The organism is Shewanella sp. JNE2 (genome assembly GCF_023159115.1).
Lineage (GTDB): Bacteria > Pseudomonadota > Gammaproteobacteria > Enterobacterales > Shewanellaceae > Shewanella > Shewanella putrefaciens.
The window spans coordinates 309,019-321,567 of sequence record NZ_CP096169.1 but is presented as its reverse complement, the minus strand read 5'-3'; the positions used below and the strand labels follow the sequence as shown (position 1 = coordinate 321,567).

At 49.2% G+C, this 12,549-nt stretch carries 13 protein-coding genes; all 13 read left to right on the top strand.

Features of this window, described 5'->3' with window-relative positions; all coding sequences use genetic code 11:
• The 13 genes from recG (at position 1) to MZ182_RS01480 (ending at position 12,548) form a co-directional block, all read left to right on the top strand.
• Complete coding sequence (gene recG / locus MZ182_RS01540; RefSeq protein ID WP_014609667.1) at positions 1 to 2,076, top strand: ATP-dependent DNA helicase RecG; 2,076 nt, start codon at positions 1 to 3, stop codon at positions 2,074 to 2,076.
• Positions 2,077 to 2,258: 182 nt separating this feature from the next.
• Positions 2,259 to 3,158 (top strand): DUF3014 domain-containing protein, encoded by a 900-nt coding sequence (locus MZ182_RS01535; RefSeq protein ID WP_011787700.1) that lies wholly within the window; start codon positions 2,259 to 2,261, stop codon positions 3,156 to 3,158.
• A 339-nt stretch (positions 3,159 to 3,497) separates the two neighbouring features.
• A complete protein-coding gene (locus MZ182_RS01530) occupies positions 3,498 to 4,241 on the top strand; it encodes a beta-ketoacyl synthase chain length factor (protein WP_011918528.1) in 744 nt (247 codons plus the stop codon).
• Positions 4,234 to 5,109: a lysophospholipid acyltransferase family protein gene (locus MZ182_RS01525; protein ID WP_025008042.1), complete on the top strand. Its 876-nt coding sequence runs from the start codon at positions 4,234 to 4,236 to the stop codon at positions 5,107 to 5,109. Before MZ182_RS01530 ends, MZ182_RS01525 begins: the two co-directional genes overlap by 8 nt.
• Positions 5,093 to 5,347, top strand: a complete 255-nt coding sequence (locus MZ182_RS01520) for a phosphopantetheine-binding protein (RefSeq protein ID WP_011787697.1) — start codon at positions 5,093 to 5,095, stop codon at positions 5,345 to 5,347. The genes MZ182_RS01525 and MZ182_RS01520 overlap by 17 nt, the downstream gene beginning before the upstream one ends.
• Positions 5,348 to 5,356: 9 nt before the next feature.
• Complete coding sequence (locus MZ182_RS01515; RefSeq protein ID WP_014609665.1) at positions 5,357 to 5,605, top strand: acyl carrier protein; 249 nt, start codon at positions 5,357 to 5,359, stop codon at positions 5,603 to 5,605.
• Positions 5,605 to 6,153, top strand: a complete 549-nt coding sequence (locus MZ182_RS01510; RefSeq protein WP_248069575.1) for a hypothetical protein — start codon at positions 5,605 to 5,607, stop codon at positions 6,151 to 6,153. Before MZ182_RS01515 ends, MZ182_RS01510 begins: the two co-directional genes overlap by 1 nt.
• Positions 6,150 to 7,514: an AMP-binding protein gene (locus tag MZ182_RS01505; protein WP_248069573.1), complete on the top strand. Its 1,365-nt coding sequence runs from the start codon at positions 6,150 to 6,152 to the stop codon at positions 7,512 to 7,514. The genes MZ182_RS01510 and MZ182_RS01505 overlap by 4 nt, the downstream gene beginning before the upstream one ends.
• On the top strand, positions 7,507 to 7,914 hold the full coding sequence (locus MZ182_RS01500) for a thioester dehydrase (protein ID WP_248069571.1): 408 nt from the start codon (positions 7,507 to 7,509) through the stop codon (positions 7,912 to 7,914). The genes MZ182_RS01505 and MZ182_RS01500 overlap by 8 nt, the downstream gene beginning before the upstream one ends.
• Positions 7,908 to 9,797 carry a glycosyltransferase family 2 protein gene (locus MZ182_RS01495; RefSeq protein WP_248069569.1) on the top strand — a complete coding sequence of 630 codons (1,890 nt, stop codon included), beginning with the start codon at positions 7,908 to 7,910 and terminating at the stop codon, positions 9,795 to 9,797. The genes MZ182_RS01500 and MZ182_RS01495 overlap by 7 nt, the downstream gene beginning before the upstream one ends.
• Complete coding sequence (locus tag MZ182_RS01490; RefSeq protein WP_248069561.1) at positions 9,794 to 11,368, top strand: HAL/PAL/TAL family ammonia-lyase; 1,575 nt, start codon at positions 9,794 to 9,796, stop codon at positions 11,366 to 11,368. The genes MZ182_RS01495 and MZ182_RS01490 overlap by 4 nt, the downstream gene beginning before the upstream one ends.
• Entirely contained in the window at positions 11,365 to 11,799 is a 435-nt protein-coding gene (locus MZ182_RS01485) for an acyl-CoA thioesterase (RefSeq protein WP_248069559.1), read from the top strand. Before MZ182_RS01490 ends, MZ182_RS01485 begins: the two co-directional genes overlap by 4 nt.
• On the top strand, positions 11,796 to 12,548 hold the full coding sequence (locus tag MZ182_RS01480) for an outer membrane lipoprotein carrier protein LolA (RefSeq protein ID WP_248069557.1): 753 nt from the start codon (positions 11,796 to 11,798) through the stop codon (positions 12,546 to 12,548). The genes MZ182_RS01485 and MZ182_RS01480 overlap by 4 nt, the downstream gene beginning before the upstream one ends.
• The last annotated feature ends 1 nt before the right edge of the window (position 12,549 follow it).

The window sequence follows — 12,549 nt, the reverse complement described above, 5'->3', positions numbered from 1 at the left end:
TTGCAGCAATTGGATCTTGTTCCGATCACCGACCTCAAAGGCGTCGCCAAAAAGGTCGCGGAGAAACTCGCAAAGCTCGGCATCACAACAGTACAAGATCTGCTGTTTCACTTACCCCTGCGCTACGAAGACAGAACCCAAATCTATCCGATTGCCGCCCTCAGCCCTGGTAGTTACGGCACGATAGAAGCAGAAATCCAATCGACACAAATCATCCAAGGCCGCAAGCGCATGCTGGTCTGCAATGTGCGCGACGATACGGGCAGCTTAAGCCTGCGCTTCTTTAACTTTTCCGTTGCTCAGCGTAATGCCATGCAAAATGGTTTGATGATCCGCGCCTATGGTGAAGTGCGCCGTGGTAGTCATCAAGCTGAGATAGTGCATCCAGAATATAAAGTGGTGTATCCCGGTGAAGATGTTCACCTGAGTGATACCCTAACGCCGATTTATCCCACAACTGAAGGCTTAAAACAGGCGAGTTGGCTAAAGCTGACGGAGCAAGCCTTAGTATTGCTGAAAGAGGGTGGCTTAACTGAGCTGCTGCCACCGCAATTGCAACCTAACAACATCAGCCTTAAACAAGCACTGCAGACGTTACATCGCCCTCCTGCGGGGATCTCTCAGTTCGATTTAGAGCTAGGTCAACACCCTGCCCAGCAACGACTCGTGCAGGAAGAATTACTCGCCCATAATCTCAGCATGTTGCGCCTACGGCAGCGCAGTAATTTAGACGCTGCCGTCACCATGCAGGCCACGGGGCAGTTGCTCAATCCCTTCCTCGCAGCTCTGCCCTTTAAGCCGACTGGCGCCCAGCAAAGAGTCGTGGCTGATATAGGCAAAGATTTAGAAAAACCGCACCCTATGATGCGCTTAGTGCAAGGGGATGTTGGCTCAGGTAAAACCTTAGTCGCGGCGATGGCGGCATTGCAAGCGATTGAAAACGGGTATCAAGTTGCCATGATGGCGCCAACCGAGTTATTGGCCGAGCAGCATGCAACTAACTTTGCCGCTTGGTTTGAGCCACTCGGGCTTAAAGTCGGTTGGCTTGCAGGGAAACTGAAAGGCAAGGCCAGAACCCAATCCCTTGCGGATATTGAATCTGGCGCAGCCCAGATGGTGATTGGCACCCATGCCATCTTCCAGCAGCATGTGGTCTTTAACAAACTCGCGTTAATTATTATCGATGAGCAGCACAGATTCGGCGTACACCAACGCTTAGGTCTGCGGGAAAAAGGCATGAGCCAAGGCTTTCATCCACATCAGTTAATCATGACGGCAACCCCCATTCCACGCACATTGGCGATGACGGCCTATGCGGATCTCGACACCTCCATTATTGATGAGCTCCCACCGGGGCGTACACCCGTCACCACAGTGGCAATTGCCGATTCCCGCCGTAACGAAGTGCTTGAACGGGTGCGCAACGCCGTCATCACCGACCAACGTCAAGCCTACTGGGTGTGTACACTGATTGAAGAATCCGAAGTGCTCGAATGCCAAGCCGCCGAAGACACGGCCGAAGAACTGCGTCTCGCACTGCCAGATCTCAATATCGGCCTAGTGCATGGCAGATTAAAAAGTGCCGAGAAACAGCAAATCATGGCCGACTTTAAGGCAGGCATGATTCATCTACTGGTAGCGACAACCGTGATTGAAGTCGGCGTCGACGTGCCCAATGCTAGCCTAATGATCATCGAAAACCCTGAACGTTTAGGTCTAGCACAACTGCATCAACTGCGCGGACGAGTCGGTCGAGGCGCCATCGCAAGCCATTGTGTGTTACTCTACAAGGCGCCGTTGAGCCATACCGCCACCCAACGACTGAGTGTACTCAGACAAAGCAATGATGGTTTCATCATAGCGCAGAAAGATTTAGAAATTCGTGGCCCGGGTGAAGTGCTTGGCACTAAACAGACGGGGCTCGCCGAGCTCAAAATTGCCGATCTGGTGCGCGATCAAGCTTTGATCCCACACATTCAGAAACTGGCAAATCATGTAATGACGCAGGCACCTGAAAAGGTCGATGCAATTATTTTACGTTGGCTCGGGCACAGACAGCACTATGTGCAGGCTTAATTAGATAGGAAGCGAATCGCTTCATAGTAAAATAAATCATGTATGTTCAGCTAGGTGCTATAGACAAGCGCATGGAAACTTGCACAATAAACCTGCGGCCCTCGAATAAGTCCGTTATTGCACTTTAATGTTAGCTGCATGTATTCACCACGTTACCTTGAAACTCAAGCTAAGGATGTAAAATGCAAGTTAATCAAGACGATAGAATAAACCCTCAAGAGACTTCTTCTAGCAGCAATCGCTTTGCTCTTTTTGCGATAGTGCTCGTCGTGCTACTTTCTGCCGGAGGATATTATTACTACAGCGGTGATTCAGACTCACCCAAACGCATCCCTAACGCGCCCATTGTATTACCTGAAACACCATCATCTGAACCTATGACACTGGAAAGTGCTACGGAGCCAGAAGAAACCACAGAAACAACACCAACAACCACTGAAACAAACACCAACAGCACAGAGTCATCCGTAACGACTGAGCCTGAGGTCGTCGTTGAACCCGTACCCGCCTTGGCTGAAAGTGATACTTTTGTACAACAAAAAGCACTCGCCATCATTAATAATAATCTGCTTGCATCTTCATTAGTGCAGCAAGACATTATTCGTCAATTCGTTGTGTTTGTAGATAACCTGGCTCAAGGTGAATTAACCCGTAAGGTAAGCCCAATTAAGGGGCCAGAAAAACTGTTTACAGTGTCTGAGATCACGAATAAAGTCTATTTGAATCCAGATAGTTATCATAGATACGACGCTTATGTTGACTCAATTACTAAGATGGATGAGCAGAGCCTAATCCGCACCTATAAGCAACTAACGCCGCTGTTGGAAGAAGCTTTTAGTGAGTTGGGTTATAGTAATGCGAAGTTTAATGACCGAATGCAACAAGCAATTAAAGTTTTACTCGCGGCACCGATCGTTGAAGATCCTATTGAGTTGAGTTCAATTAGCGTTAACTATCAATTTGTTGACCCTAATTTAGAAGCACTACCCAGTGCACAAAAATTGTTAATCCGCATGGGTCCAGAAAATACTCGTAAGCTCAAAGTTGCGTTACGTAAACTTGAAAATCAATTAGCACAATAACCTTAAACCCACTCAACAAAAGGCGCCCAGTGCGCCTTTTGTAATCTAAAACTCACTATATCAATATGTAATACCACTTTGTTTCTTATTACCCTACCTCATGAATAATATGTTACCAATGAGTTGAAATTTCCGATTTGGTTGCATTTTGTTAACCAGCATAATGCAAATGGCTTCATTAAAACTAAAGACTTAGTGTAGAATGCACGACACAACTGAGGGAGTATTTGGCGCGATTTATCCAACGCGTAGGTAGCCCAATATTAATTAAATTTATTAATGTTTTTAACTTAGTTAGGGATAACTAAGACAGCTTTAAACTAGTGTCGAGGCAAAGTAGTGCAACTAACATTCAGCATTCTCTCTTGGGGCGCATGGGCTCCTCAATATCCCCTTAATGATAGCTGGCAATGTTGGCGCAAAAACTCGGCTGAGCAGACCTCAGGCACAAGCACTACATCAGAACTGGACACCACTTCCCCACCCCTGACACACATTCCTTCCATGCAACGCCGCCGTTTTAGTCGATTAACTAAAATGATGTTAGAGGTCAGTTTTCGTTGCAGCGTAACACATAATTGTCGCTCTATTTTTGCCTCGCGCCATGGAGAGTTACAGCGCACCATTGGCCTGCTCGAAGATATTATCGCCAAACAGCCCTTATCGCCCTTAGGTTTTAGTCAGTCGGTGCACAACACCGCCAGCGGCATTTTTGGCATAGTGGCGGCCAATACCGCGCCTTCAACCTCAATTGCGGCGGGCACAGAAACCCTGTCCCAAGCTATGGTCGAAGCCTTCGCCCAATTACATCAATCGCCAGAACCATTGCTATTGGTTTTCGGTGATGATCCAGTGCCTCCGGTGTACGATGAGTTTACCCAAGAATTTGAATTACCTTTGGCCCTAGGCCTACAGCTCGCACCCTTCGATACACCCGCTTCGGCCAAGCTCACGGTGAGCCACATTTCTAAGGCAACAGCTTTAAATCCGCTGACCTATGGTGCATTTATCCACGCCCTTGCAACGGCGCAAAATATTTCAGGCTGCTTATCCCAATGGCATTGGAGACTTGAGCATGTTTGATGCAGCCCACAGCCATGACGCCGCTAAGGATCATCAAGATTCAATGCTCAATGCCGCTTATACCTTGCCGGAAACTCGCCGCAAAGGGCTGAATTATGTGCCACGTTGGCTAGGTGGCGTGAGTTGTTATATCGCCTTTGGCTTAGGCGGCTTATTAAGCTCCTTGACCATTCTGCCGCTGCTGCGTTTTTGGCCAGGCACACCAGAGGCGCGGATTATTCGGGTACAAAAGGCCGTGCATTTAATGTTCAAAGGCTTTGTCGCCATGCTCACTTGGGCTGGTGTGATTAAGGTCAGCAGCCACGATGCCCAAAAATTACATAATGCCAAAGGCGTTATCGTCATTGCCAACCACCCCAGTTTAGTGGATGTGGTGGTATTGATAAGTCTCATGCCCAATGCGGGCTGCATAGTCAAACAAGCTTTGTGGCGTAATCCATTTTTGCGTGGTGTGGTGTCCTGCGCGGGTTATATTCCCAATCGCGGCGCCGAACTCATGCTAGAGGATTGCCGCGAAGTGCTCGCAAGAGGCACCAATTTAATTATCTTCCCCGAGGGCACGCGTACGGTGGTCGGTGCGACCATTAACCACTTTGCCCGCGGCGCCGCCAATATCGCCTTAAGGGCCGAAGCGGATATTTTACCTGTGGTGCTACGTACCAATGTCCGTGGTTTGACAAAGGAGCAACCTTGGTATGAAATCCCAAGGCAAACCATGGGAATGGCCGTTGAAATCGGCACAATCGTTTCTTACCAGAAGTACCAAGCGGCTTTAGGTGAGCATGCAAAAATGGCCCGGCAGCTGACGCGGGATCTTGAACATTACTATAAACAACAACTCGAAAATAATTATGAACTTAAACAATGAAATAAAGCAGTTAATCATCGACTGTCTCGATCTAGAAGACGTCAGCATTGATGATATTGAAACCGATGCGCCGCTATTTGGCGAAGGTTTAGGCTTAGATTCTATCGACGCCCTCGAGCTCGGCTTAGCCATCAAGAAAAAATTTGATGTCAAAATCGAAGCCAATTCGGATGCCACTAAGGCCCATTTCCACAGTGTTGCCAGCTTAGCTCGCTTTATCGAATCACAGCGTCCATAGGAGAGGAATATGCAAAATCGTGAACAAATCCTCGCTATGCTGACCACTATTTTAGTGGACGAATTCGAAATTGATGCCGAGGCGATTACGCCTGAGGCCAACCTGTATGAAGAGCTCGATCTCGACAGTATTGATGCCGTCGACTTAGTGATAAAGCTGCAGCAACTGACAGGTAAAAAGATCCAACCCGATGAATTTAAATCAGTTCGCACAATCAACGATGTGATTAATGCTATCGAAGGTTTAGTGAGAACCTAATGCGAGCCTTGCTACAGGTCTTAACCGCCCTAACTTTGCTGGCCTACCCCGTTGCCGTGTACTTAGGGCTCAGTTACTTGCCTGCTGGCACCATAGCGCTCGTACTGTGTTTATTGCTGATAGTGCGGCTAATGCTTCAAAAGCAAAGGGTTAAGACATTAGTTTTACCACTATTGGTGGGGATTGTGCTCACGGCAGGCAGTTATATTGCCAAGCGCAGTGACTGGCTGCTGTATTACCCAGTAGTGATAAATCTGACTATGCTGGCGCTGTTCAGTTATTCACTGCACACTGGCCCTAGCATGATCGAACGTTTAGCCCGTTTGAAAGAACCCGATTTACCGGATGAAGCCACTGGGTATCTTAAGAAAGTCACGCTACTTTGGTGCGGCTTATTTATCTTCAATGGCACTATGGCGGCTTACACCGCTGGCTTTACTAGCTTAGCAACCTGGACCTTGTATAACGGTTTGATTGCATACGTACTCATGGGACTGCTCCTCGGTGGGGAGTGGTTATATCGCAGCTTTTGGTTGAAGAAAACATGACACAGCTACTCAAAAACTGGTTAACCCAAGGGCCCTTTGCCCAACAACTGATCAGCTTTAATCACCACGACATAGTCACAGGTGCCTTATTTACCAATCAGGTGGCGTATTTTTACGAGCAACTGCTAGCAGCGCCAGAGAAAAAATGGCTGCTCGCGAGTGATACCAGCGATCTGTTTGCTGTGGGTTTATGTGCGGCGCTGTTAGCAGGCAAGGAAATTATCTTACCAGCCAACACCCAAACGGGCACGCTGAGCGAATTAACCCACCAGTTTGAAGGTATATTGTCGGACAAGCCATTGTGTGAAAGTCAGGCCTTTATTCTACTGAGAAAAGAGCTGAGCCTGCCGAGTAAACCTTGGCCGGCGAGCGAGGCTATCGGCGAACTTGTGCTATTTACCTCCGGCAGCAGCGGCGAACCTAAGGCGATCCGTAAAACACTTCAGCAATTAGACGTTGAAGTCTCAGTGCTCGAACATACCTTTGCCGAACATTTACCCCATTGCAGTGTGGTTTCAACGGTTTCCCACCAGCATATCTATGGCCTGTTATTCAAGATTTTGTGGCCACTCGCCGCCAGTCGGCCGTTTTTAAGCGAGCAGATTGAATACCCAGAAACCTTAAGCTATTACACTGCCTTACTGCCAAACCTGTGTTTGATCAGTAGCCCAGCCCAGTTATCGCGTTTACCTAAGGCCTTAGAGCACGAGCGACAGCTGCGCTCACCTAGCCTAGTATTTAGCTCTGGTGGGCCATTAAGTTTTGCCGCGGCCAAGGGCGTCAACCAATGCTATGGCCACCTGCCCATCGAGATTTTTGGTAGCACAGAAACGGGCGGCATCGCCTATCGACGTCAGCATGAGGCCGATGAACCTTGGCAAGTGTTTGACAGAATATCGATAGATCAAGACCCTAGTGACGGAGCTTTGCTACTTAAATCACCCTATTTGGCCGACGATGAATGGCTGCGCTGCGAAGATAAAATCGAACCGACTGAAAATGGCCAGTTTAGACTCAAGGGCCGACTCGATCGCATCGTTAAGATTGAAGAAAAACGCCTGTCGCTGGCGCAAATGGAAACGCTGCTCTGCAGCCACACCTACGTTGAGCAAGCCGCTCTCGTAGTGCTACCACAGTTTAAATCCCAACTGGGCGCGGTCGTGACCCTCTCCGCACTTGGCCGCAGCGTGCACCAAGAGCAGGGGAAACTCAGCATTAACAATGCCCTAAAAGCACATTTACTGACGCAATTTGAGCGAGTCACCCTGCCACGCCGCTGGCGTTATCCCGATATTTTGCCGCTGAACACTCAGGGTAAGCGTGTCACTGCCCAGTTAGTCGAGTTATTTGATCATGATTAAATCGAGTTTACCGCCGATCCTGCATTCCAATATCGGCATGGATAACATTGAATTACGTCTGTTAGTGGCGGCCGACCTTGAATCTTTTAAGGGACATTTTCCCGAGCAAGCCGTACTGCCAGGCGTGACGCAATTAGATTGGGCGGTGCGTTTAGGCTGCCAATATTTCGGCTATTGCGAAACCGTAGCCAACTTAGAAGTGCTTAAGTTTCAGCAACTCATACTGCCAGGGCAAGAAGTCACCTTAAGCATTAGCAACAATGCGGCTAAGGGAAAACTTACCTTCGCCTATAGCGATGGTGAAAACCGCTACGCGTCAGGTCGTATCGCCTTCGATATCTCGCCCGTTAACAGCAAGCCTTCTGCTGCCTATAATAGCGATGGGGCGAGCCAGTGCTAACACCTCCCAGCGACTTAGTTGAGTCGGTGCCAATCAAGCTCGCCTTAGTGATCCCCAATTACAATCACAGCGCCGCGATCGCCCAGACCTTGGCCAAACTCGCTCAATTTAATCTGCCCTGCTATTTGATTGATGATGGCAGCAATGACGAGACGCGCTATCTGCTGCAGACCTTAGCCCAAACATATCCTTGGGTGACCCTGCTGCAACATCCCTACAATCGTGGCAAGGGCGCCGCCGTGATGACTGGCCTGCGCCGTGCCTACCGCGATGGCTTTAGTCATGCACTGCAGGTCGATGCCGATGGTCAACACAATCTGGCTGATATTCCGGCTATGATAGCCAAGGCGCAGGCTAAACCCGATGCGCTGATTTCAGGCAAACCCGAGTACGATGAATCCGTGCCTAAGGGCAGGTTCTATGGCCGCTACTTAACCCATTTTTGGGTGTGGGTCGAAACTTTAAGCTTTGATATTCAAGATTCTATGTGTGGCTTTCGCGTTTATCCCCTCGCCGCCACCGAGCGATTACTGTGCCAGCAAGCATTAACGGAGCGAATGGATTTTGATATCGAAATCCTCGTCAAACTCTACTGGCAAGGGGTGGATATTTTATTCCAGCCGACTAAGGTGATTTATCCCGAAGGCGGCGTCAGTCACTTTCAAGGTGTGGCCGACAATGTGCGCATCACTAAACTGCATACCAAGTTGTTTTTCGGCATGCTCAAACGCCTGCCTTGGCTATTGAAGCGTAAATCACAGCGTAAATCGCAGCAACAAGCTGCGCAAAACTCCCATTGCTCGTCAGCAACACAATCGACTTCAGCAACATCATCAACTTCAGCCACCCATTGGTCGGGCATGAAGGAGCGCGGCAGTTACTGGGGCATCAAACTGTTAGCCGAGAGCTATCGTATTGGCGGTCATTGGTTGTGCCGCGCCATTATGTATCCGGTGATTTGCTATTTCTTTCTCACGGGCAAAGTCACCCGTAACGCCTCGTTAGACTTCCTGCGCCGCGTGCAAACGCTTGAGCCGCAACATCCTAAGCTCAATCAGCCCATAGGCTGGCGCGATAGCCTGAATCACTTTTTAGCCTTTGGCAATGCCGCACTCGATAGAATCGATGCCTGGTGCGATCGCATCCAATTGAGCCAAGTGGATTTCCCCAATCGCCAAGTGCTGGCCGACCAACTCGAAAGCGGTAAAGGCGCCGTGTTATTGGTGTCGCACCTTGGCAATTTAGAACTCTGCCGCGCCATTTCGATCCACCAGCGCAAAGTCAAAGTGAATGTCATGGTGTTAACTAGCCATGCGGAAAATTTCAATAAGGTACTCAAACAGTTAAATCCAGATAGCACGCTTAATCTTATTCAAGTGACCGAGCTTAACCCCGCGACGTCTATGTTGTTGCAGCAAAAAATAGAAGACGGTGAACTGGTGGTGATCGCGGGCGATAGAACCTCATCGAATACCCAAGGTCGCGTCATTTACGCGCCGTTTATGGGGCAAGACGCAGCGTTTCCCCAAGGGCCGTTTATTTTGGCAGGTTTACTCGATTGCCCTGTATTTTTAATGTTTTGCCTACGGGAACAGGGCCGTTATCGGGTGCATTTAGAGCACTTCGCCGAAACACTAAAAGGCCCGCGAGCGGGCAGAATGGACAGATTACAGCAGGCGGTGAATCACTACAGCGAACGTTTAGAATACTTTGCCAGACGCGAGCCTTTGCAATGGTTTAACTTCTTCGATTTCTGGCGTAAAGACAGCGAGTTAGAACGTGCATCAGCCAATTCAGTACAAACCGATGCTGTAACAGCAGAGTCAACATCACCGCAGATCCCAGAGCAGGATCATAAGACAGACAGGACAAGTCATTCATGAGCCACACCCAAGCCGCCGACTCAAAGAATCAATCAGACTTACAGACTGTTGAGCTCGGCCGTCAATTTCTCACCTTAGAACAAGTGGTTGCCGTCGCTAAAGGCGCAAAGGTTAAACTCTGTGATGATGCGGATTATCAAGAATATATCCAAAAAGGTGCGCGCTTTATCGATAGCCTGCTGCACGAAGAAGGCGTGGTTTATGGTGTAACCACAGGTTATGGTGACTCTTGCACAGTCAATGTGAGCTTAGATCTGGTCCACGAATTGCCACTGCATTTAACCCGCTTCCACGGCTGCGGTTTAGGCGAGACCTTAAGCATAATGCAGGCCCGCGCTGTGATGGCTTGCCGTTTAAACTCCTTAGCCATTGGTAAATCTGGCGTGACCTATGAGCTATTAAAGCGAATCGAAACTTTGCTCAATCTCAACATAATCCCTGTAATCCCAGAAGAAGGTTCAGTCGGCGCCAGCGGTGACTTAACGCCGCTGTCGTATTTAGCCGCCGTGTTAGTCGGTGAGCGCGAAGTAATCTACCAAGGTGAACGCCAAGCGACTCAAGATGTCTACGCTAAGCTCAACATCACCCCGCACGTACTGCGACCAAAAGAAGGCTTAGCCCTGATGAACGGCACGGCGGTAATGACAGCATTAGCCTGTTTAGCCTTCGATCGCGCTCAATATCTTGCCCGCTTAAGTAGCCGCATTACCGCTATGGCCTCGTTAACGTTAAAAGGCAACTCGAATCATTTTGATGAAATCTTATTTGCCGCTAAACCGCATCCGGGACAAAACCAAATCGCCACTTGGATACGGGAAGATTTAAATCACCACGAACATCCGCGCAATTCGGACAGGCTGCAGGACAGATATTCCATCCGCTGCTCACCGCACATTATCGGCGTGTTGCAGGATGCGCTGCCGTTTATGCGTCAGTTTATCGAAACCGAAGTCAACAGCGCCAACGACAACCCGATTGTCGACGGCGAAGGCGAGCATATTCTCCACGGTGGCCATTTCTACGGCGGTCATATCGCCTTTGCGATGGATTCACTTAAGAATACTGTGGCTAACTTAGCCGATCTTATCGATCGCCAAATGGCGCTAGTGATGGACCCTAAGTTTAATAATGGCTTACCCGCTAACTTATCCGGCTCAACCGGCCCGCGCCGCGCGATTAATCATGGCTTTAAAGCGGTGCAAATTGGCGTATCGGCGTGGACAGCAGAAGCACTCAAGCACACTATGCCCGCCAGCGTATTCTCACGCTCGACCGAATGCCACAACCAAGACAAGGTGAGCATGGGCACTATTGCTGCCCGCGACTGTATGCGCGTGCTGCAATTGACCGAACAAGTCGCGGCGGCAGCCCTGCTCACCATGACCCAAGGTATTGGTTTACGTATCACCCAAAATGAACTGGACGAAGCCTCACTCACCCCGTCATTGGCGAAAACCCTCGCCCAAGTGCGCGCCGATTTTGAGACCTTAATTGAAGATAGGCCGCTTGAAGCCGTGCTGCGCCAAACCATAGCGAAAATCCAAGCGGGCGAATGGGAAGTGTGCCGATGAAATCATTGCTCACTATCGATATGGAAATGCAAATCCCCTTCCACGATGTGGATTCCATGGGGATCACTTGGCATGGCAATTACCTGCGTTATTTCGAGATTGCTCGCTGCAAACTGCTCGATGAGCTGGGCTATAACTATCGCCAAATGCAAACATCTAACTATGCGTGGCCTATTATCGATTTGCAGATTAAATACGTCAAAGCCAGCACCTTCGAGCAAAAAATCACAGTCCGCGCCGAGTTAGTCGAGTGGGAAAACCGCTTAAAGATCAATTATCAAATTCGCGATGTCGAAACCGGTGCCCGCATCACTAAGGGCTATACCATTCAGGCGGCGGTCGATATGAGCACTCAAGAATTGTGCTTTGTTACCCCAGATGTGTTCCGTGACAAAATAGCCACCCTGCTCGCTAAGGTTGAAAACCAATGAACGCCACGCTAACACACATCAAGCTTATGCTTATCCTGTGTTTTTGCAGCGTATTGATATCGGCGCAGTGCAAGGCTGACACATCGACAACGGCGGTTTCTGCCAACAATTACCAGCAACTATTCACCCAAACTGCGGATAAAGCACAGCTTGTCGCCTTAAGCCAAAAGCTTAACTTGGGCGAAACGGTGCGAGGCCAGTTTGTGCAATCTCGGCAGTTAAAGGTGCTCAAAAAGCCGTTAATCAGCCAAGGCCAGTTTATCTTCGACAAAGAGCAAGGGCTGATATGGCAACAGATAAAGCCCTTCGAATCCCTGCTGATTTTAAAAGATAAGCAGCTTATTCAGCGCGATAGTCAAGGTCGAGTCCAAGTCAGCAAGGCTGATGCATCGGCGAGCGCTGCCGCTATGGGCGATTTATTGCCCAGCCTAGTGCGCGCTATGCTCGGCGGCGATATTTCCAGTTTAAGCGAAAACTTCGAGCTGCACTTCCTCATCGCAGACAGGTTAAGCCCAGACGGCCAATGGCAATTGGGCCTAACGCCCAAAGATCCCTTAATGAAAAAAGCCATCGCCAATATGGTGTTAGAGGGGAGCGATGTGTTGCAATCCTTAGTGCTGCTGAGCGCCGCGCCGAATGTGAGCCCACAGGATATGACCCGCATCGACTTTAGTGCGCTTTCCCAAGGTAAACTCAGCGAAACCGAATTGGCGCAGTATGCTGTGGCGATAGAGGCGAAGAAACCTTAAC